Source organism: uncultured Sphingomonas sp., from assembly GCF_937871615.1.
Lineage (GTDB): Bacteria > Pseudomonadota > Alphaproteobacteria > Sphingomonadales > Sphingomonadaceae > Sphingomonas.
The window spans coordinates 1-20,824 of sequence record NZ_CALMPA010000070.1; the positions used below are offsets into that span (position 1 = coordinate 1).

14 protein-coding genes and 1 tRNA gene are annotated in these 20,824 nt (G+C 66.7%); 11 read left to right on the plus strand and 4 right to left on the minus strand.

What is annotated here, in order from left to right; all coding sequences use genetic code 11:
• Position 1: 1 nt before the first annotated feature.
• Positions 2-88, minus strand: a tRNA-Leu gene (locus Q0316_RS18090).
• 104 nt (positions 89-192) lie between these two features.
• Here Q0316_RS18090 and Q0316_RS18095 point away from each other — a divergent pair.
• The 7 genes from Q0316_RS18095 (at position 193) to Q0316_RS18125 (ending at position 9,851) form a co-directional block, all read left to right on the plus strand.
• Positions 193-1,128 carry a complex I NDUFA9 subunit family protein gene (locus tag Q0316_RS18095; protein ID WP_298674953.1) on the plus strand — a complete coding sequence of 312 codons (936 nt, stop codon included), beginning with the start codon at positions 193-195 and terminating at the stop codon, positions 1,126-1,128.
• 38 nt (positions 1,129-1,166) lie between these two features.
• Entirely contained in the window at positions 1,167-1,976 is an 810-nt protein-coding gene (locus Q0316_RS18100; RefSeq protein ID WP_298674956.1) for an undecaprenyl-diphosphate phosphatase, read from the plus strand.
• A gap of 133 nt (positions 1,977-2,109) precedes the next feature.
• Positions 2,110-3,552 carry an NAD(P)-dependent oxidoreductase gene (locus Q0316_RS18105; protein WP_298674959.1) on the plus strand — a complete coding sequence of 481 codons (1,443 nt, stop codon included), beginning with the start codon at positions 2,110-2,112 and terminating at the stop codon, positions 3,550-3,552.
• Positions 3,552-4,133 carry a DUF2059 domain-containing protein gene (locus Q0316_RS18110; RefSeq protein WP_298674963.1) on the plus strand — a complete coding sequence of 194 codons (582 nt, stop codon included), beginning with the start codon at positions 3,552-3,554 and terminating at the stop codon, positions 4,131-4,133. The genes Q0316_RS18105 and Q0316_RS18110 overlap by 1 nt, the downstream gene beginning before the upstream one ends.
• Positions 4,130-8,659 (plus strand): glutamate synthase large subunit, encoded by a 4,530-nt coding sequence (gene gltB, locus Q0316_RS18115; RefSeq protein ID WP_298674966.1) that lies wholly within the window; start codon positions 4,130-4,132, stop codon positions 8,657-8,659. Before Q0316_RS18110 ends, gltB begins: the two co-directional genes overlap by 4 nt.
• Before the next feature lie 149 nt (positions 8,660-8,808).
• Entirely contained in the window at positions 8,809-9,480 is a 672-nt protein-coding gene (locus Q0316_RS18120; protein WP_298674969.1) for a glutathione S-transferase family protein, read from the plus strand.
• Positions 9,480-9,851, plus strand: coding sequence for a tRNA-binding protein (locus Q0316_RS18125; RefSeq protein ID WP_298674971.1), 372 nt, complete (start codon positions 9,480-9,482; stop codon positions 9,849-9,851). The genes Q0316_RS18120 and Q0316_RS18125 overlap by 1 nt, the downstream gene beginning before the upstream one ends.
• Before the next feature lie 125 nt (positions 9,852-9,976).
• On the opposite strand, the gene pepN is transcribed toward Q0316_RS18125, so the two are convergent.
• On the minus strand, positions 9,977-12,568 hold the full coding sequence (pepN, locus tag Q0316_RS18130; RefSeq protein ID WP_298674974.1) for an aminopeptidase N: 2,592 nt from the start codon (positions 12,566-12,568) through the stop codon (positions 9,977-9,979).
• A gap of 80 nt (positions 12,569-12,648) precedes the next feature.
• Between pepN and Q0316_RS18135 the strand changes: the two genes are divergently transcribed.
• Both Q0316_RS18135 and Q0316_RS18140 read left to right on the plus strand, forming a co-directional pair.
• Complete coding sequence (locus Q0316_RS18135) at positions 12,649-14,310, plus strand: M28 family peptidase (RefSeq protein ID WP_298674977.1); 1,662 nt, start codon at positions 12,649-12,651, stop codon at positions 14,308-14,310.
• Between the two features lie 28 nt (positions 14,311-14,338).
• Positions 14,339-15,163, plus strand: coding sequence for an NAD(P)-dependent oxidoreductase (locus Q0316_RS18140; RefSeq protein ID WP_298674979.1), 825 nt, complete (start codon positions 14,339-14,341; stop codon positions 15,161-15,163).
• Here Q0316_RS18140 and Q0316_RS18145 read toward each other — a convergent pair.
• On the minus strand, positions 15,073-15,990 hold the full coding sequence (locus Q0316_RS18145; RefSeq protein WP_298674982.1) for an EamA family transporter: 918 nt from the start codon (positions 15,988-15,990) through the stop codon (positions 15,073-15,075). The genes Q0316_RS18140 and Q0316_RS18145 overlap by 91 nt on opposite strands.
• A gap of 111 nt (positions 15,991-16,101) precedes the next feature.
• Positions 16,102-18,258 carry a transglycosylase domain-containing protein gene (locus tag Q0316_RS18150; protein ID WP_298674985.1) on the minus strand — a complete coding sequence of 719 codons (2,157 nt, stop codon included), beginning with the start codon at positions 18,256-18,258 and terminating at the stop codon, positions 16,102-16,104.
• Positions 18,259-18,321: 63 nt separating this feature from the next.
• Here Q0316_RS18150 and Q0316_RS18155 point away from each other — a divergent pair, with 63 nt between their 5' ends.
• Both Q0316_RS18155 and Q0316_RS18160 read left to right on the plus strand, forming a co-directional pair.
• Entirely contained in the window at positions 18,322-18,921 is a 600-nt protein-coding gene (locus Q0316_RS18155; protein ID WP_298674988.1) for an NADPH-dependent FMN reductase, read from the plus strand.
• 70 nt (positions 18,922-18,991) lie between these two features.
• Positions 18,992-20,755, plus strand: a complete 1,764-nt coding sequence (locus Q0316_RS18160; protein ID WP_298674990.1) for an amidohydrolase family protein — start codon at positions 18,992-18,994, stop codon at positions 20,753-20,755.
• Positions 20,756-20,824: the final 69 nt, after the last annotated feature.

Sequence of the window (20,824 nt, forward strand, 5' to 3'; positions counted from 1 at the left end):
ATGGTGCCCAGAAGAGGACTCGAACCTCCACGCCCTTGCGAGCGCCAGCACCTGAAGCTGGTGCGTCTACCAATTCCGCCATCTGGGCACGGGGTAGGCCGGCGCCTCTAGTGGACGCGGCGTGGCCTTGTCAACAGGGCTGCGAGAGGGGTAGGCGCGCGGCATCGAACAATTCGGATGGACGGCTCGCGCATGAAGGACAGGTTGGTCACGCTCGTCGGCGGAGGCGGCTTTATTGGCCGCTACGTGGCGCAGGCGCTGTTGGCGGCGGGCGCGCGGGTGCGCGTGGCGGAGCGTGATCCGCGCGACGCGTGGTTCCTGAAGCCGCTTGGCGGGCTGGGGCAGACGCAATTCGTCGCCGCGGACGTGACGCGACCGGAGACGATCGCGCGTGCGGTGGCCGGCGCGGACATGGTGGTGAACCTGGCCGGCAGCTTCACCGGCGATCTGCGGCGCATCCATGTGGATGGCGCGCGATCGGTGGCCGAAGCGGCGGCGCGCAGCGGCGTCGAGGCGCTGGTGCATGTTTCGGCGATCGGCGCGGATGCCGATTCGCCGTCCGTTTATGCCAGCACGAAGGGGGCGGGCGAGGTCGCGGTGCGCGCCGCTTTCCCGAATGCGACGATCGTGCGCCCGGCAACGGTGTTCGGGCGGGAGGACCAGTTCATCAACCGTTTCGCGGGGATGATCGCGCGGTTCCCGGTCGTGCCGGTGTTGCGCGCGCGCGCGCGGTTTCAGCCGGTTTTCGTGGGCGACGTCGCGGCGGCGATCGTCGCGGCGCTCGGCGCGCCGGCCCGATCCGGCGGCCATGTCTATGAGCTTGGCGGGCCTGACGTGCTGACCATGGAGGAATTGCATCGCTGGATCGCGCAGGCGATCGGGCGCGATCCCGCAATGCCCGCGCTGCCCGATATCGCGGGGCGGGCGATCGCCGCGCTGGGCTTCCTGCCGGGCGCGCCGATCACCGCGGATCAATGGAAGCTGCTCCAGCGCGATACGGTCGTAGCGCCGGGCGCCGAGGGGCTGGCCGCGCTTGGCGTCACGCCGACGCCGCTCGCGGCGGTCGCGCCCGGCTGGCTGGTGCGCTATCGGCGCGCCGGTCGCTTCGCCGTTGCCGTCAAAGGCTGATCCCCGCGCGCCCGCATGGGCGCCAAACGAGGTATTTCATGACCGACCTGCTGATCGTGATCCTGCTTGGGATCGTCGAGGGTGTAACCGAGTTTCTGCCCGTCTCCTCTACCGGGCATCTGATCCTTGCCGGTGCGCTGCTCGGGCTGCCGGAGGCGGATGCGACGTTCGATATCGTGATCCAGCTTGGCGCGATTCTCGCGGTGGTGGTGCTGTTCTGGCGCCGCTTCGTCAACGTCGGGCATGGGTTGATGCGGCGCGATCCGGAGGCGATCGCCTTTACCCGCAACGTCCTGCTGGGGTTCCTGCCGGCGGCACTCGTCGGCGCGGTGGCCTATAAGGCGATCAAGGCGGTGCTGGAGGCGCCGGTGATCGCGCCGGTGGTGGTGGCGATCGCGCTGATCGTTGGCGGCATCGCGATCCTGTTCATCGAGCGCGTTGCGCCGCCCGAACATGCTGATCGGGTGGAGGGGATTTCATGGCGCACGGCGCTTGGCATCGGCGCGCTCCAGTGCCTTGCGATGATTCCGGGGGTCAGCCGCTCGGGCGCGACGATCATGGGCGCGCGCGCGATGGGCATCAGCCGCGAGACGGCGGCGGAATACAGCTTCTTCCTCGCGATCCCGACGATGCTGGGCGCGACGGTGCTGACCCTGTGGAAAGCGCGGCATGAATTGAGCGCCGCGCATCTCAATTCGATCGCGATCGGGTTCGTCATTTCCTTCGTCGTCGCGCTTGTCGTGGTCCGCTGGTTCCTGTCGTTCGTCACCAAACACGGGTTTCAGCCGTTCGCCTGGTATCGGATCATCGCCGGAATCGTCGCGCTGGTGGCGCTGTCGTTCAGATAAGTCCGAATCGGCCATTAAATATGAGTAATATACCGCCCGCGCCGACTGGATAAGCCCGAACCAAGCCATATAGGTCAGTATAGCTGACTTGTTGTTCCGCGCCGCCTGTGAGAACGCGGGCGGCGGAGGGCTTATGGCTGTGGAAAAGATGCTTCGATTCGTCGCGAAGGCGCAATCCTACCCGGACAAGCGCGACGCGGCGCAGCGCGCGCAGGACTTTCGCGAGATCGCCGATCGTTATGCGATGCCGGTGGCCGAGGAACAGTCCTCGCGCTGCTCGCAATGCGGCGTGCCCTATTGCTCGGTGCATTGCCCGCTCCACAATCACATCCCGGACTGGCTGCGGCTGACCGCCGAAGGCCGGCTCAAGGAAGCCTTTGAGCTGAGCAACAGCACCTCGACCATGCCCGAGATCTGCGGCCGCATCTGCCCGCAGGACCGGCTGTGCGAGGGCAATTGCGTGATCGAATTCTCCGGCCACGGCGCGGTGACGATCGGCTCGGTCGAGAAATTCATCACCGATACGGCGTGGGAGGAAGGCTGGGTCGAACCGCTCAAGCCCGGCCCGGCGCGTGGCCAGTCGATCGGCGTGATCGGCGCGGGGCCGGCGGGGCTGGCGGCGGCGGAATATCTGCGCGGCCACGGCTATGAGGTGCACGTCTACGACCGCCACGATCGTGCGGGCGGGCTGCTGACCTATGGCATCCCCGGTTTCAAGCTGGAGAAGCCGGTGGTGATGCGCCGCGTCGAGCGGCTGCGCGAGGGCGGCATCGTTTTCCACGAAGGGTTCGAGGTCGGTCGCGACGCCACGCTCGATGAGCTGCGCCGCCGGCATGATTCGATCCTGATTGCGACCGGCGTGTACCGCGCGCGCGCGATCGACGTGCCGGGCAATGCGGCAAGCGGCGTGATCGAGGCGCTGGATTATCTCACCGCATCGAACCGCAAGAGCTTCGGTGATGCGGTGCCGGCATTCGACGACGGCAGCCTGAACGCGGCTGGCAAGCACGTCGTGGTGGTCGGCGGCGGCGACACCGCGATGGATTGCGTGCGCACCGCGATCCGGCAGGGCGCGAAAAGCGTGAAGTGCCTCTATCGCCGGGATCGCGCCAATATGCCCGGCAGCCAGCGCGAAGTGGCCAATGCGGAAGAAGAAGGCGTCGAGTTCGTCTGGCTCTCCGCCCCGCTCGCGTTCGATGGCGAGAAGGTGTCGAGCGTCCGCGCAAGCCGGATGCGGCTCGGCGCGGCGGATGCCAGCGGACGGCGCGCGCCGGAGGTCGATCCGGGCAATGAGATGTCGTTCCCGGCGGATATGGTAATCAAGGCATTGGGCTTCGATGCGGAGGAACTGCCGCGCCTGTGGGGCGCGCCCGAGCTTGGCGTGACGCGCTGGGGCACATTGCTGGTCGATGGCAAGACGCTGATGACCAGCCTCGACGGGGTGTTCGCCGCCGGTGATATCGTGCGCGGCGCGAGCCTCGTCGTTTGGGCGATCCGCGATGGCACCGATGTCGCGGGGCATATGCACAAGTGGCTGAAGGCGAAGGCGAAGGTGCGCGAGAGGGAGGCGGCGTGATGCGGCGCGCTTTTCTCGCGCTGTTGCTGGCGGGAGCGCCATTTCCCGCACTCGCACAGGCCGCACAAACGCCCCCGGCGCAGCCCGTCGCCGATGCGGCGACTATCGCGGCGGCGGAGCGATTGATCGCGCAGATGAACGTGACGGCGACACTCGATCGCGTTTTCGTGCAGCTTTCCCCGGTGTTCGCGCAGGCGGTTCTCGGTCAATTGGGGAGCGAACCCAAGACCAAGGCGATGATCGACACGATCAACGCCAGGGCGCCCGAAAATCACGACCGGATGGTCGCGATCCTGTCGCAGGAATTCATGACCGCGATCAAGCGCCAGTATCCGGCTTATCTGAAGCAGGTGGCGGCCCAATATGCCGCTGCCTTCACCGCCGACGAACTCAATGCAATCGCGGGTTTCTATACGACCGGCCCCGGCGCCAAGGCGCTCAGGCTGCTGCCGGAGCTTCAGGCGAAGATGAGCGCCGACGGCCGCGAACTTGGCAGTGTCGCCGGCAGGGAAGCCGGCATCCGCGCCTTCGAGCGCATCATACAGGAAATGTTGCCCGAGAACGGGAGCAGGAAATCATGACCGATACCTTCGACGCTCAGCGCAACCATCTCGCCACCCACGGCATGTATCGCCCCGAATTCGAGGGCGACGCCTGTGGCGTCGGCCTTGTCGCGGCGACCGATGGCAAGCCGTCGCGCCGCGTCGTCCAGTGCGCGGTCGATGCGCTGAAGGCGGTGTGGCATCGCGGCGCGGTCGATGCCGATGGCAAGACCGGCGATGGCGCGGGCGTGCATGTCGATCTGCCGATCCGCTTCTTCGACGATGCGATCGCAGCCGGCGGGCATCGCGTGCAGCCGAACCGGCTGGCGGTGGGCATGATCTTCCTGCCGCGCACCGATCTTGGCGCGCAGGAAACGTGCCGCACGATCGTCGAAAGCGCGATCATCGAGGCGGGCTATACGATCTATGGCTGGCGGCAGGTGCCGGTCGATGTGTCGGTGATCGGCCAGAAGGCGCAGGCGACGCGCCCCGAGATCGAGCAGATCATGATCGCCGGCCCGATGCCGGATGAGGTGGACGCCGCCGAATTCGAGAAGAACCTCTATCTCGTCCGCCGCCGGATCGAGAAGCGCGTGATCGCGGCGCAGATCCAGGGCTTCTATATCTGCTCGCTGTCGTGCCGTTCGATCATCTACAAGGGCCTGTTTCTCGCCGAGAGCCTGTCGGTTTTCTATCCGGACCTCACCGATCAGCGGTTCGAGAGCCGGGTCGCGATCTTCCACCAGCGTTATTCCACCAACACCTTCCCGCAATGGTGGCTGGCGCAGCCGTTCCGCTGCCTTGCGCACAATGGCGAGATCAACACGATCCGCGGCAACAAGAACTGGATGCTCAGCCATGAGATCCGCATGGCCTCGATCGCGTTCGGCGAGCATTCGGAGGATATCAAGCCGGTGATCCCGGCGGGTGCGAGCGATACCGCCGCGCTCGATGCGACGTTCGAGGCGATCTGTCGCTCCGGGCGCGACGCGCCGACTGCCAAGTTGATGCTCGTGCCCGAGGCGTGGCGTGGCAGCGGCGATGAGGATGTGCCCGCCGCCCATGCCGCGATGTATCAATATCTCGCGAGCGTGATGGAGCCGTGGGACGGCCCCGCCGCGCTGGCGATGACCGATGGCCGCTGGGCGGTGGCGGGCATGGACCGCAACGCGCTGCGCCCGCTGCGCTATACGCAGACGGTCGACGGGTTGCTGATCGTCGGTTCGGAAAGCGGGATGGTGGTGGTTCCTGAATCCACCGTGGTCGCCAAGGGCCGGCTCGGGCCGGGGCAGATGATCGCGGTCGACCTGGCCGAGGGGCGCGTGTTCAACGATCGCGAGATCAAGGATCGCATCTCGGGCGAGCAGGATTATGCCGCGATGATCGGCAATTTCGCGACGCTTGACGATCTGCCGCCCGCGCCGGCGGATAGCGTGCCGCGTTATGATCGCGCCGAACTTGCGCGCCGCCAGATCGCCGCCGGGCAGACGCTGGAGGATATGGAACTGATCCTCGCGCCGATGGTGGAGACGGGGAAGGAAGCGATCGGCTCGATGGGCGATGATACGCCGCTCGCGGTGATCTCGGACAAGCCGCGCCTCATCAGTCATTTCTTCCGGCAGAATTTCTCGCAGGTGACGAACCCGCCGATCGACAGCTTGCGCGAACGCTATGTGATGTCGCTCAAGACGCGGTTCGGCAATCTCGCCAACATCCTCGATACCGAGGATCGGCGCGAGCGCGTGCTGGTGATGGATTCGCCGGTGTTGACCTCCGCCATGTGGGGCCGGCTCAAGGCCTATTTCGGCGGCGCGGCGGCGGAAATCGACTGCACGTTCGAGGCGAATGGCGGAACGGATCGGCTGCGCGCCGCGATCCAGCGCATCCGCAATCAGGCCGAGCAGGCGGTGCGCGAGGGGCGCAGCGAAATCTTCCTGACCGACGAGCATATCGGCCCCGATCATGTCGCCATCCCCGGCGTTCTGGCGGCGGCGGCGGTGCACACGCATCTCGTGCGGCGGGGCCTTCGCTCTTATGCGTCGATCAACATCCGTACCGCCGAATGCCTCGACACGCATTATTATGCGGTGCTGATCGGTGTCGGCGCGACGACGGTGAACGCCTATCTCGCGGAAGCGGCGATCGCCGATCGCCATGCGCGCGGGCTGTTCGGCGAAATGGCGCTGGAGCAATGCCTGGAGCGGCATCGCGTCGCGATCGAGGAGGGGTTGCTCAAGATCCTGTCGAAGATGGGGATCGCGGTGATCTCCAGCTATCGCGGCGGCTATAATTTCGAGGCGGTGGGCCTAAGCCGCGCGCTCGTCAACGATCTGTTTCCCGGTATGCCGGCGAAAATCTCGGGCGAAGGCTATGCCTCGCTACATGTGAACGCGACCGAGCGACACGAGGCGGCGTTCGACAGCGCGGTGGTCCATCTGCCGATCGGCGGCTTCTATCGTCACCGCAACACCGGCGAGCCGCATGCTTATTCGGCGCAACTCATGCACCTGTTGCAGACGGCGGTGGCGACCGACAGCTATTCGACCTATCTGCAATTCTCGCGCGGGGTTTCCGATCTGCCCGCGATCTACCTGCGCGATCTGTTGCAGTTCAACTTTCCGTCGGAAGGGCTGCCGGTCGATCAGGTCGAGCCGATCACCGAAATCCGCAAGCGTTTCGTAACGCCCGGCATGTCGCTCGGCGCGCTCAGCCCCGAAGCGCATGAGACGCTGGCGATCGCGATGAACCGCATCGGCGCCAAGGCGGTGTCGGGCGAGGGCGGCGAGGACAAGGCGCGTTACAAGCCATATGCCAATGGCGATAACGCGAACTCCACGATCAAGCAGATCGCGAGCGGGCGGTTCGGCGTGACGGCGGAGTATCTCAACGCCTGCGAGGAGATAGAGATCAAGGTGGCGCAGGGCGCCAAGCCCGGCGAGGGCGGCCAGCTTCCCGGTTTCAAGGTGACCGAGTTCATCGCGAAGTTGCGCCACGCAACTCCGGGCGTGACGCTGATCTCCCCGCCGCCGCACCACGATATCTATTCGATCGAGGATCTGGCGCAGCTCATCTACGATCTGAAGCAGATCAATCCGCGCGCGCGGGTGTGCGTGAAGCTCGTTTCCTCCGCCGGGATCGGCACGGTCGCGGCGGGCGTCGCCAAGGCGCACGCGGACGTGATCCTCGTCTCCGGCCATGTCGGCGGCACGGGCGCGTCCCCGCAGACCAGCATCAAATATGCCGGGACGCCGTGGGAGATGGGGCTTTCCGAGGTCAATCAGGTGCTTACCCTGAATGGCCTGCGCGGTCGCGTGAAGCTGCGCACCGATGGCGGGCTGAAGACCGGGCGCGATATCGTGATCGCCGCGATCCTCGGCGCGGAGGAGTTCGGGATCGGCACGCTCAGCCTCGTCGCGATGGGCTGCATCATGGTGCGGCAATGCCATTCGAACACCTGCCCGGTCGGCGTCTGCACGCAGGACGAGAAGCTGCGCGGCAAGTTCGTCGGCACGCCGGAAAAGGTCATCAACCTGATGACCTTCATCGCCGAGGAGGTGCGCGACATCCTCGCCCGCCTGGGCGTGCGCAGCCTCGACGAGGTGATCGGGCGCACCGAATTGCTGCGGCAGGTGAACCGGGGTGCCGAGCACCTCGACGATCTCGATCTCAATCCGATCCTCGCCAAGGTCGATGCGGCGGATGACGAGCGCCGCTTCAGCCTCAAGACCTTCCGCAACGAAGTGCCCGACAGCCTTGATGCGCAGATCATCAAGGATGCGGCGGCGGTGTTCTCGCGCGGCGAGAAGATGCAGCTCACCTATTCGGTGCGCAACACGCATCGCGCGGTCGGCACGCGGCTGTCGAGCGAGATCACCGCGCGTTTCGGGATGGATACGCTCAACGACAATCACGTCACGATCCGGCTGCGCGGCTCGGCGGGGCAGAGCCTCGGCGCGTTCCTCGTCAAGGGCGTGACGCTGGAAGTGTTCGGCGACGCCAATGATTATGTCGGCAAGGGGCTTTCGGGCGGGGTGATCGTGGTGCGCCCGGCGGTGTCGTCGCCGCTCGCCAGCCAGGACAATACGATCATCGGCAATACCGTGCTTTATGGCGCGACCGCCGGCCGCCTTTACGCTGCGGGCCAGGCGGGCGAGCGGTTCGCGGTGCGCAATTCGGGCGCGACCGTCGTGGTCGAGGGCTGTGGCGCGAACGGCTGCGAATATATGACCGGCGGCACCGCGGTGGTGCTGGGCGCGGTCGGCGCGAACTTCGGCGCGGGCATGACGGGCGGAATGGCGTTCGTCTACGATCCCGATGGCACGTTCGCGCGGCGCGCCAACCCGGAGAACATCATGTGGCAGCGGCTCGCCTCGCTCCACTGGACGAGCGTGCTCCACAATCTGATCCGCGAACATGCCGATGCGACCGACAGCAAATGGTCGCGCAGCATCCTTGAGGATTGGGATCGCGCCGCCGGCGATTTCTGGCAGGTGGTGCCGAGGGAAATGCTGACGCGGTTGTCGCACCCGCTCGATGACAGCGAGGTGCTCGAAGCGGCGGAGTGAATGGCCCCCGGCTGTTTGCGCCGGTGTCGATGGACACAGGCTAAATGGCCGGGCGCCGTTCGCCCGAGGGGAGCCGCCGAGGCCATCGGCTGAATTTCCGCGTCGAGCGGCGTTGCCGCGCCGCCGTCGCTCGGCTTATGGGTGGCGGCATGTGGCAGCTTTACCAATTCGCCTTGTGCCCCTTCACCCGCAAGGTTCGCGCGCTGCTCAATGAAAAGGACGTCGGCTATGAGCTGGTGTCCGAGGAGCCATGGGCGCGCCGCGACGAATTCGTCGATATGAACCCCGCCGGGCAGACCCCGGTGATGGCCGATCCGACGCGCAATATCCTGCTGCTCGATTCGGTGGCGATCTGCGAATATTTCGAGGAAACGGTCGACAAGGTGCAGATGATAAACGGCACCGCCGCGAACCGCGCCGAGATTCGCCGGCTGGTGACGTGGTTCGACGGCCATTTCTATCGGGATGTTACCGGCCCGCTGCTGCAGGAGCGGATGATAAAGCGGATCGTCCACCGCGCCTCGCCCGATGCCTCGCGGCTGCGCGAGGCGATGAAGTCCGCGATCGGCCATCTCGATTACATTGATTTCCTGCTCGATCACCGCAAATGGATGGCAGGCGCCACGATCAGCCTCGCCGATCTCGCCGCCGCCGCGCAGATATCGGTTGCGGATTATCTCGGCGGGATCGACTGGAGCGGGCACACCCATGCCAAGGCGTGGTATTCCGCGTTCAAGAGCCGCCGCAGCTTCCGCCCGCTGCTCGCCGAACGGATGCGCGGGATCGAGCCGCCATCCTATTACGAGAATCCGGATTTCTGATGCACATGAAGCATGATCCGGCGGCCCAGGCCGCCGATCCAATCGGTTTCGACGATTTCCTGAAGGTCGATATTCGTATCGGCACGATCACTGCCGTCGATCCCTTTCCCGAGGCGCGCAAGCCCGCGTTCAAGCTGACGATAGATTTCGGGCCGACGCTGGGCGTGAAGAAATCGTCGGCGCAGATCACCGAACATTATACCCCGGATCAGCTCGTCGGGCGGCAGGTGGCGGCGGTGGTCAACTTCCCGCCGCGCCAGATCGGGCCGATGATGAGCGAGGTGCTGACGCTCGGCTTCCCTGATGCGGATGGCAAGGTCGTGCTGATCGGGCCGAGCGCGCCGGTGCCGGACGGGGGACGATTGTTCTGACCCGGAAAAGCCCCTGCCCTTTAGGGGAGGGGTTGGGGTGGGGCAGTGAGAAGCGGCAGGCGGTCGGTCTCGGTGAGACATCCCCCACCCCCATCCCCTCCCCTGAAGGGGAGGGGTGAGCTTCTTTACCCCTCCAGGCTTTTCGATGCCTGTTCGAACAGATCCTTCGACAGCCCCGGCGTCGCGACGATCCGCTCAAGCTCGGCCTTCATCAGCGCGGCGCGGCCAGCATCGAAGCGGCGCCAGCGGCCAAGCGGCGGCAGCAGCTTGGCCGCTGTTTGCGGGTTGAGCCGGTCCAGCGCGATCAACTGATCGGCGACGAAGCGATACCCCCGCCCGTCGGCGGCGTTGAACGTGCGCTGGTTGACGCTGAACGCGCCGATCAGGCTGCGCGCGCGATTGGGGTTGGCGAGCGTGAAATCGGGGTGTTCGGCCAGTTGCGCCACCGCCGCCGGCGTGTCGGCACGGGTTGATAGCGCCTGCGTCTGAAACCATTTGTCCAGCACCAGCGGATTATCGGCATAACGATTGTAGAAGATGTCGAGCGCGGCCTCGCGCTCGTCCCAGTCGCCGTTGACCAAGGTGGTGAGCGCCGCCTGCCGATCGGTCATGTTGTCGGCCGCCTCGAACTGGCCGAACGCGATCTGCGCGACATCGCTCGCCCCGCTCGCCGCGATATAGCTGAGCGCCACATTGCGCAGCCGCCGCAACCCTTTGGCATGGGGATTATATTGATAGGGCGTGGTGCCGTTTGCATCATAGGCCGCGCGCCACTGCCCGGCGAGCGCCGTGCCGAGATCGCGGCGCAATGCCTCACGCGCGGCGAAGATCGCGTCGGGATCGACCGTCGCGAGCTGATCGCCGATAAAGCCTTCGGACGGCAGCAGCACCGCCTCCGCGATGAATGCCCGGTCGAGCGATCCGTTGGCGAGCGTATTGGCGACCGCGCGGATCACCGCCTGATGATCGGCGCGCCCCTCCACCGTGGCGGCGACGAGCGTATCGAGCATCAATTGCTGCATCGCCTCATATCGCGCGAAGGGATCGTCATCATGCGCCGAGAGGAAGGCGAGATCGGCCGCGCTGCGATCGCTTTCGATCACCACGGGGGCCGAGAAACCACGATTGATCGAGAGCGCGGGGCGTTCGGCGATGCCATCGAACACGATCGTCTCCACCGTCGAATCGAACAGCACGAGTTGTTCCTCGGTCAGCGGGCGCCCGGTTTCCGTGCCGAACAGACGCAGCTTGAGCGGGAGGACCATCGGCAGCTTTTCCGCCTGGCCCGGTGTCGGCTGGACATGCTGGGCGAGCCGCAAGGTCGCGCGGCCACCATCATGCGTGACGCTCGCCGAAACGCGCGGCGTGCCGGCCTGCGAATACCACAAGCGGAAGCGCGAGAGATCGACCTCGCTCGCTTCTTCCATGCACGCCACGAAATCCTCGCACGTCGCCGCGGTGCCGTCGAAACGATCGAAATACAGATCGGTCGCGACGCGGAACCGCGCCGGGCCGAGGATCGTCGCCATCATGCGGATCAGCTCGGCGCCCTTGTTGTAGATCGTCGCGGTGTAGAAGTTCGAAATCTCGATATAGCTTTCCGGGCGCACCGGATGCGCGAGCGGCCCGGCATCCTCCGGGAACTGGCTGGCGCGCAGCCCGCGCACATCCTCGATCCGCTTGACGGCGGCAGAGCCCTGATCGGCGGAGAAGCTTTGATCGCGATAGACGGTGAAGCCCTCTTTCAGCGAGAGCTGAAACCAGTCCCGGCAGGTGACGCGGTTGCCGGACCAGTTGTGGAAATATTCGTGCGCCACCACGGCGGCGATGGCATCATAATCATAATCGGTCGCGGTATCGGCATCGGCGAGGATGTAGCGGCTGTTGAAGATGTTCAGCCCCTTGTTCTCCATCGCGCCGAAATTGAAATCGTCCACCGCGACGATGTTGAACACATCGAGATCATATTCGCGGCCATAGACGCGCTCGTCCCAGGCCATCGCCGTCCTGAGCGCGTCGAGCGCATGATCGGTGCGCGGCAGATCGGCCGCGCGCACCCAGATGCCGAGCGTCACCTCGCGCCCCGATTGCGTGATGAAGGTATCGCGATTGACCGCGAGATCGCCCGCCACCAGCGCGAACAGATAGGTGGGTTTGGGGAAGGGATCGTGCCATTCCGCCCAGTGCCGCCCATCCGGCAGATCGCCCGAGGCGACGGGATCACCGTTCGCCAGCAGCACCGGGAAGCGCGCCTTCTCCGCGGTCATCCGCACGCGATAGGTGGCGAGCACGTCGGGCCGGTCGGGGAAATAGGTGATGCGGCGAAAGCCTTGCGCCTCGCACTGCGTGCACAGATTTCCGCCCGACGCGTAAAGCCCCATCAGTTGCGTGTTGCGATCGGGCGCGATCGCCACTTCGGTTTCGATTTCATGCGTGGCGCCGGCCAGCGGGATAATCAGATCGTCGCCGTCCTGCCGCCAGTTGTTCACCGCCACCCCGTCGACCAGCACGGCGAGCGGGGCCTGCCCCGCGCCATCGAGCCTGAGCGGCGCGGAATGCGCGCCATTGCGGGCAACGCGGAAGCGCGCCTTCACCGATGTGCGTTCGGGCGCGAGATCGAAATCGAGCGCCACCTCGGGCACCAGCCATGCGGGCGGGCGATAATCCTCGCGCCGGGTGATGGCGGGAAGCGCGGCGGCGGTCTGAACGTCGATCATGGGGGAAATATACTTCGCGCGCGCGGTGGTTCCATCGAAACCTTGCGCGCGGGGCGCGGGGTGATAGGCAATCGCCCGATATGAAAGCCATTCACCTGCTGGCCCGCGCGGGCCTGATCGCGCTTTTCCCGCTCGCCATGCCGCTTTTCGCGCAGGAAAAGACGCCTGCCGAGGTGAACGCGCTGGTCAACGCGCCGCTGCCTGCCGATCAGGCCGCGCTCAAGGCGCATGTCATGTTCCTCGCATCCGACGCGATGAAGGGGCGCGAGGCGGGGAGCGGCGAATATGACATCGCCGCGCAATATGTCGCGTCGCGCTTCTATGCTGCGGGGTTGCGGCCCGGTGGCGACGCGGGGGGCTATCTTCAGGCGGTGCCGCTGGTCAGCTATCGCCCCGATGGCGGCGGGCGCGTGGTGCGGACCATGGGCGGGAAAGCGGAAACGCTGGTGGCGGGAACGGATTATGCCGCGCTCGCCGATCCGCATCGCGCGAAAGTGTCGCTAAGCGGGGAAATCGTCTTCGTCGGCTTCGGCGTCTCCGCGCCCGATCGCGGGCGGGATGATTATGCGGGCGTGGATGTGAAAGGGAAGATCGTCGCGGTCCTCCCCGGCGCGCCACGCGATATGAACGCCGAGGAGCGCGCCTATCTCGGCGGCGGCGATGCCAAGGCGAAGGCGGCGGCGGCGCATGGCGCGATCGGCGTGATCCTGCTCGCGACGCCCGGCAGTGCTGAAAAGGCGCCGTTCGAGCGCACCGCCGAGCGCACCGCCAAACCGCGCATGACCTATGCCGAAGCGGACGGGACGGGGCATGGCGACGCGCCGATCCCGACGGTCGCGACGTTCAGCGAGGCGGGCGCGGCAAAGCTGTTCGCGGGCGCGCGCACGCCCTGGGCCGCGCTGGTGAAGGAAGCGAAGAAGAAACTGCCGCGCTATACCGCCGAGGCGCTGCCCGGCGTGGTGGAGCTTGAGAGCGCGAGCAGCTATGGCAAGGCGGCGTCATCCAATGTGATCGGCGTGATTCCGGGGCGCGATCCGGCGCTGGCGAAAGAGGTGCTGGTGCTCTCCGCGCACCTCGATCACATCGGCGTCACCGCGCCCGATGAGAATGGCGATGCGATCAACAACGGCGCGCTCGACGATGCGATCGGCATCGCCAGCCTGATCGAGGAGGCGAAACGCTTCAAGGCGCAGCCGCCGCGCCGCACGATCCTGTTCGTCGCCTTCACCGCCGAGGAAAAGGGGCTGATCGGCAGTGCCTGGTTCACCGCGCACCCGACCGTGCCGATTGGCGAAATCGTGGCGGATGTGAACCTCGACATGCCGATCCTCACCTACAGGTTTGAGGATATGGTGGCGTTCGGCGGGGACCGCTCGACGCTTGGGCCGGTGATCGCACGAGCCACCGCCGCGATCGGCGTTACCATGTCGCCCGATCCGATGCCGGACGAGGCGATCTTCGTGCGATCCGATCATTTCAACTTCGTGCGGCGCGGCATCCCCTCCGTCTTTCTGTGGCCGGGCGAGAAGGGGCCGGGGAAGGACGCGACCTCGACGTTCATGTCGAAACATTATCACCGCCCGTCGGACGATCTGACCCAGCCGATCATGTGGGATCAGGCGGTGCGCTTCGTCGATGCCAATTATCGTATCGCGCGCGAGATCGCCGATGCCGATGCGCGGCCGGTGTGGAACAAGGGCGATTATTTCGGCGCGCTGTTCGGTGGGCCGATGGCGCGGTGATACGTGTGACGGCGCCGCGGCACATACGATGACCCGGCTGTTCGTCTTCGGGCTGGGCTATGCCGCGCGCGCGATCGTCGCGGCGAGCGGCTGGCCCGCGCTGGGGACAACGCGAGACGGCCGCGACGGCACGATCCGTTTCGATGACGCGGATGCGGTGCGCGCCGGGCTGGCTGCTGCGACGCATGTGTTGTCGAGCGTGCCGCCGGATGCGGCGGGCGATCCGGTGCTGGCGCGTTATGGCGCGCTGCTCGGCGGGCGTAGGCTCGGCTATCTTTCGTCAACCGGCGTCTATGGCGATACGCGCGGCGCGTGGGTGGATGAGTGCACGCCGATCGGCGGCGGGCGGCGCGGCGCGCGCGCGGCGGCGGATGCCGCCTGGCTGGCGCATGGCGCGCGGGTGTTTCGCCTGCCGGGAATTTACGGGCCGGGGCGCTCCCCGCTCGATCGGGTCCGCGCCGGCACCGCGCACCGTGTCGATATCACAGGGCAGATATTCAGCCGCATCCATGTCGCCGATATCGCTAGCGGGGTGATCGCCGGGTTCAATGCGCCGGCGGGAGCGTACAATCTCGCCGACGATCTGCCCGCGAGCCAGAATGAGGTGGTGGCCTATGCCGCCGCATTGCTCGGGCTGCCGCCGCCGCCGCTGGTTGCGCTTGATACGCTCTCGCCCGCGGCGCGCGGCTTTTATGCGGAGAACCGCCGCGTCGCGACGGGCAAGGCGAAGCGCGTGCTCGGCTGGGCGCCGCTTTATCCCGATTATCGCGCCGGCCTGCGCGCGGTGAGCGCGATGACGAGGCCGGCCCCGGCCAGCGCCGCGCCGCCGATCGCCAGCGGCGACCAGCGATAGCCTTCGAACAATGTCGACAGCAGCATCGCGATCACCGGCACGATCACGCTGGAATAGGCCGCCTTGGCCGGGCCGATCACGCGAATCACGTTGAAATAGAGCGGGAAGCACAAGGCGGAGGCGGCCAGCCCGAGATAGAGGATGCCGGCGATATAGCCCGCGCGCCATTCGAACACCGGCGGGCCGACCGTCGACCACGCCCAGATCGCATCGAGCCCCGCGCCGATCAGCATCGCCACCGCGAGCGTCGGGATCATCGGATAGCGCCGCGCCGTTTCGGTCGCTTGCATCACATTGGCGCTGGAGGCGGAGAGGATCGCGCAACAGGTGAGCGCGATGCCGAGCAGCGCCGCATCCGATCCGTGCGGATCGCTGCGTGCCTCGTTGATGAACAGCAGCACCACGCCCGCCATCGCCACCGTCGAACCCGCGATCAATTGCCGCCCGAGCTTCTGGCCGAGGAAGATGCGCCCGAACAACGCATTGGGCACGAGCAGCAACGCGAATACCACCGCGACCAATCCGGAGGTGATGTGCTGTTCCGCGCGATAGACGAAGTTGAAATTGAACACGAACTGCGCCGCACCCAGCGCGCCCGCGAACGCCCAGCCGCGCGCATCCAGCCCGAATCGCTCGCGCCTGACCAGCGACCAGACCAGCATCGCCACGCCGGCGGTGAGGAAGCGATAGCTGACCGACCAGCTCGCCGGCACGACATGCAACTGATCGCGGATGACAAGCCAGGTCGAGCCCCAGATCAGCGTCACGATCGCGAACGGGATCAGAATCGCGGCGCGGGTGGAATTGGGGCGGGGCGCGTCGCTCATCGGCTTTGTTCCTCCCCGCGCACCGGACGGCGACAGGCGCCCCCGCTCTAGCCGCCCGCGCGACGCTGTCGACCTGAAAACCACGCCTGGATCACAAGCCTGGCTGATAGGTCAGTCGCGCGGCGGCGTTGCATCCGGCGGCGGCGCCCGATCCTCGCGGCGGGATGGCGGCGCTGACGGCGGTGGTGGCAGGCCGCCGGCCTCACGGGGGCGGTTGACCGAGATTGACCCATCCTGCCCGATCTTGAGATCAAGCCCGATTCCCTGAAGCTGGCTCTGGAGCTGCCCCTGCAACTGCCCGGTGACGGGGGCGAGCACATTATCCGCAATGTCCCCGATCGCCGCTTCGGGATCGAGTTCCTCCGGTTCGGGCGCTTTCACCACGGGCTTCAGATCAAGCGCGGAAACCATGAAGTTGCGCCAGATTTGCGCGGGCACGCCGCCGCCGTGCAGCCCCGGATTGGGCGTGTTGTCGTCATTGCCGACCCACACGCCGACCACCAGATCGCCCGCGAAGCCGATGAACCACGCATCGCGTCCGCTTTGCGACGTGCCGGTCTTGCCATAAGCGGGGACGGAGAGCGCGGCGGCGCGCCCGGTGCCGCGCATCGAGGCGGCGAGCAGCTCCAGCATCTCGTCATGGATCGTCGCGGGCATGGTCTTCTGGCCGCCGGTCAGCGCGCTATACCATGGCTTGTCGCCGGCATCCTTCAGCCCGCGCGGGTGGACCGGATAACGCCCGTCGGCCACCCCGGCGAAGGCGGCGGTGAGTTCGAGCAGCGACACTTCCGACGTGCCGAGCGAGATTGTCGCCTCGTTCGCGATCGGGGTGGAAATGCCCAGATCGCGCGCGGCGCGGATCACGTTCTTGACCCCCACTTCCTCGGTCACGCGCGCGGCGACGACGTTTGACGAGCGCTGGAAGGCGCGGCGCAGCGGGATCTTGCCGAGATAATCGTTGCCGTCGTTCTTCGGCTTCCACCCCGCGATTTCGACCGGCGAATCGTCGACGATCGTTTCCGGGGTCATCCCGGCGCGCATCGCCGCGAGATAGACGAACAGCTTGAAGGTCGAGCCGGGCTGGCGCCGTGCCTGCGTTGCGCGGTTGAACGAGCTTTGCGCATAATCGCGCCCGCCGACCATCGCGACGACCTCGCCGCTGCGCGTCATCGCCACCAGCGCGGCCTGCGCCTGTCGCAGCCCGGCCTGCCGGATCACGCGCTCCGCGGTGCGCTGGAGATCGCGGTCAAGCGTGGTGCGGACCACCGCCTCGTTGCGAATCTCGCCCGCCTGATCGCGCGCATCGGGCAGCACCCAATCCGCGAAATAGGTGCCATTGGGAAGCTGCTCGGCCTGTCTGGCGAGCACGCGTTGCGGCTGCACCGCGTCGCCCTCGGCCTTGGTGAGGAAGCCGGCATCGACCATCGCGCCGACCACCACCATCTCGCGCGCCTGCGCACCCTCCAGATTGCCGGTCGGCGCGAGCCGTGACGGCGCCTTCACTAGCCCGGCCAGCATCGCCGCCTGCCCGACGCTGAGCTTCTCCGGCGCGCGCCCGAAATAATGGTTCGCCGCGGCGCGCAGCCCATAGACATTGTCGCCGAAATAGACGTTCGACAGATAACGCGAGAGGATTTCGTCCTTTGTCAGCCACGCCTCCAGCCAGAAGGCGATCAGCATCTCGCGCAGCTTGCGCCCGGCGGTGCGATCCGAATCGAGAAAGGCGTTTTTCGCGAGCTGCTGCGTGATGGTGCTGCCGCCCTGGCGCACCCCGCCATGGCCGACATTGGCCCAGGCGGCGCGCAGGATGCCGCGCGGATCAATCCCCCAGTGCGAATAGAAGCGCCGGTCCTCGATCGCGATGAATGCCTCGCGCACATACGGCGGCAGTTTCGCGGCGTCGACCGGCGCGCCGATGATCGCGCCGCGCCGCGCGATCGGCGTGCCGTCCGACGCGGTGAGCGTGATCGACGGCGGCGTCGGCGGCTTCAGCGAGCGCGACAATGGCGCGGTGACGGCGAGCCACGCCACCGCGATGACGATGAGGACGATGAACGCCGCGGCCGCGCGCGCCGCCCAGCGCCAGATGCGCCGGGCGCGATTCGGGCGCGGATGATGCGGCGGCTCGGGCGGCGGGGGCGCGTCGCCCTCATGCCATGCGTTGAACCCCGACAGCGGCGCGCGCGCGTCCGCCGGGGCATGGTTGTAGCGCAAGCGGCCAGTTTCGTGGGGATCGGGGTGCATATCGTCGTGTGAGCGCTCGGCCATGGGTGCGTTACTTTAACAAGACAGTTGCCGCAAGGGGCCGGGCCATGCGAAGGGCTTAGCCCGATGACGAATGAAGCGAAAGCGGGAAGCGGCGAAAACAAGCCGCTGGTAGTGGGGATCGGCGGCACGACCGGGGGCGTGTCCTCGACCGAGCGCGCCTTGCGGATCGCGCTCGATGCGGCGTGCGAGGCGGGTTTTCGCACCCGGATGTTCGGCGGCGCCGATATGGCGAAGCTGCCGCTTTATGATCCGCGCGCGCCCGAACGCACGCCCGAGGAGCGCGAGTTCGTCGAAACGGTGCGGAGCGCCTCGGCGGTCATCATCGCCAGCCCCGGCTATCACGGTAGTATCTCCGGTCTCGTCAAGAACGCGCTCGATCTGCTCGAGGAAACCGCGCGCGATGCGAATCGCCCGTATCTCGCGGACATGCCCGTCGGACTGATCGCCACCGCTTACGGCTGGCAGGCGACCGGATCGACGATCGCCGCGCTGCGCTCGATCGTCCACGCGCTGCGCGGCTGGCCGACGCCGTTCGCCGCCGCGATCAACAGCCAGATCACCAAGTTCGACGATGCCGGCGGCGCGAGCGATCCGGCGGTGGTGGAGCAATTGCGCCTGATCGGGCGGCAAGTGGCGCGGTTCGCCCCGCTGACTCAACCCTAACCTTCTAATACATTTGACTTAGCAAATCGGACGACGCACCCTTCGGGAAAATTTCCGAGGAGAGGTGCGCGTGGCCGATGCAGCCTGGGATCTGGTGATTCGCGGCGGAACGATCGTCGACGGATCGGGCGGAGAGCCGTTCGAGGCGGATGTCGCGGTGGCCGATGGCACGATCGCGGCGATCGGCAGGATCGCCGGGCGCGGACGCGAGGAGATTGACGCGCGCGGGAAGATCATCACCCCCGGTTTCGTCGATGTCCACACCCATTATGACGGGCAGGCGACCTGGGACGAGCGGCTCCAGCCCTCATCATGGCATGGCGTTACCACCGTGGTGCAGGGCAATTGCGGCGTCGGCTTCGCGCCGTGCCGTCCGGACGATCGCGATCGGCTGGTCTATCTGATGGAGGGGGTGGAGGATCTGCCCTATCCGGTGCTAACCGCCGGGCTGCCGTGGAACTGGCGGAGTTTCCCCGATTATCTCGATGCGTTGGGGCAGCGCCGCTTCGATCTCGATGTCGCGACGCAACTGCCCCATGCGGCGGTGCGCGTGCATGTGATGCGTGAACGCGGCGTGGCGCGCGAGCCGGCGACGGCGGACGATATCGCGCAGATGGCGGCGATCGCGCGCGCGGGCGTGGAGGCCGGCGCGCTCGGCTTCTCCACCAGCCGCACGCTGAACCATCGCACCAAAGCGGGCGAGCCGACCCCGACGCTGACGGCGGAGGAGGATGAACTGACCGGCATCGCCATGGGGCTCGCCGCCGCCAATGGCGGGCGCGGCGCGGGGGTGTTGCAGCTCGTCAGCGATTTTCATCCCGATGCGGCGGGCGAATTCGCGATGTTTCGCCGCATCGTCGAGAAATCTGGCCGGCCATTGAGCTTCAGCCTCGCGCAGAGCCATCAGGCGCCCGATTCGTATCGCATGATCCTGGATTGGCTGGGGCAAGCGGTGGATGCCGGGCTGCCGATGAAGGCGCAGGTCAGCGCCCGCGCGGTGGGGGTGCTGTTCGGGCTCGATCTGACGGCCAATCCGTTCAGCGGGCACGAAGCCTATCGCGAGATTGCCGCCTTGCCGGTTGCCGCGCAGCTCGCCCGGCTCCGCGATCCCGCCTTCCGCGCACGGCTGCTCGCCGAAACGCCTGATCCGCGCGGGCCATTCGCGAGCGCCAATCTAACCGCCTGGGCAGGCATGTACCCGCTCGGGCCGGAAAGCCCCGATTATGAGCCGACGCCGGACCGCACGGTCGCCGCGATCGCCGCCGCGCAGGGGCGGGAGCCGCAGGAAGTGGCGCTCGATCACCTGCTGTCTAACGACGGGCGCGGCATCCTGTATCTGCCGTTCCTGAGCTATGGCTATGGCTCGCTCGACGCATCGCATGAGATGATGCTGCACCGTGATACCGTGCCCGGCCTGTCCGATGGCGGCGCGCATGTCGGGATGATCTGCGACGGCAGCTTTCCCACCTCGCTGCTCACCCATTGGACGCGCGATCGCACGCGCGGGCCGAAGTTGTCGCTGCCGTTCGTGGTTAAGCAGCAGGCCGCTGATACCGCCGCGCTGGTTGGGCTGGGCGACCGGGGCATGATCCTGCCGGGGCTGCGCGCCGATCTCAACGTGATCGACTATGACAATCTCACCCTGCTCGCGCCGGAGGTGATCCATGACCTGCCGGCGGGCGGGCGGCGGCTGATGCAGCGCGCGCGCGGCTATGTCGCGACGATCGTTGCCGGGCAGATCACCTATCGCGATGGCGAGCCGACCGGCGCCTTGCCGGGTCGGCTGGTGCGCGGCGCGCGCGGCACGCCGGCGGCGCGACGTTTCGCGGCATAACTTCTGTTATTGTAGCGTTGACAGGATCACCGCCGCTCGTCCACGCTGGGGCATCGCGGCGATAGAACG

Excerpts from the sequence above, each read along its gene's own strand:
- Q0316_RS18110 (WP_298674963.1), top strand. The coding sequence starts at position 3,552 with ATGCGGCGCGCTTTTCTCGCGCTGTTGCTGGCGGGAGCGCCATTTCCC.
- Q0316_RS18120 (WP_298674969.1), top strand. The coding sequence starts at position 8,809 with ATGTGGCAGCTTTACCAATTCGCCTTGTGCCCCTTCACCCGCAAGGTT.
- pepN (WP_298674974.1), bottom strand. The coding sequence starts at position 12,568 with ATGATCGACGTTCAGACCGCCGCCGCGCTTCCCGCCATCACCCGGCGC.
- Q0316_RS18135 (WP_298674977.1), top strand. The coding sequence starts at position 12,649 with ATGAAAGCCATTCACCTGCTGGCCCGCGCGGGCCTGATCGCGCTTTTC.
- Q0316_RS18100 (WP_298674956.1), top strand. The coding sequence starts at position 1,167 with ATGACCGACCTGCTGATCGTGATCCTGCTTGGGATCGTCGAGGGTGTA.
- Q0316_RS18125 (WP_298674971.1), top strand. The coding sequence starts at position 9,480 with ATGCACATGAAGCATGATCCGGCGGCCCAGGCCGCCGATCCAATCGGT.
- Q0316_RS18155 (WP_298674988.1), top strand. The coding sequence starts at position 18,322 with ATGACGAATGAAGCGAAAGCGGGAAGCGGCGAAAACAAGCCGCTGGTA.
- Q0316_RS18140 (WP_298674979.1), top strand. The coding sequence starts at position 14,339 with ATGACCCGGCTGTTCGTCTTCGGGCTGGGCTATGCCGCGCGCGCGATC.
- Q0316_RS18150 (WP_298674985.1), bottom strand. The coding sequence starts at position 18,258 with ATGGCCGAGCGCTCACACGACGATATGCACCCCGATCCCCACGAAACT.
- Q0316_RS18145 (WP_298674982.1), bottom strand. The coding sequence starts at position 15,990 with ATGAGCGACGCGCCCCGCCCCAATTCCACCCGCGCCGCGATTCTGATC.
- Q0316_RS18105 (WP_298674959.1), top strand. The coding sequence starts at position 2,110 with ATGGCTGTGGAAAAGATGCTTCGATTCGTCGCGAAGGCGCAATCCTAC.
- Q0316_RS18095 (WP_298674953.1), top strand. The coding sequence starts at position 193 with ATGAAGGACAGGTTGGTCACGCTCGTCGGCGGAGGCGGCTTTATTGGC.
- gltB (WP_298674966.1), top strand. The coding sequence starts at position 4,130 with ATGACCGATACCTTCGACGCTCAGCGCAACCATCTCGCCACCCACGGC.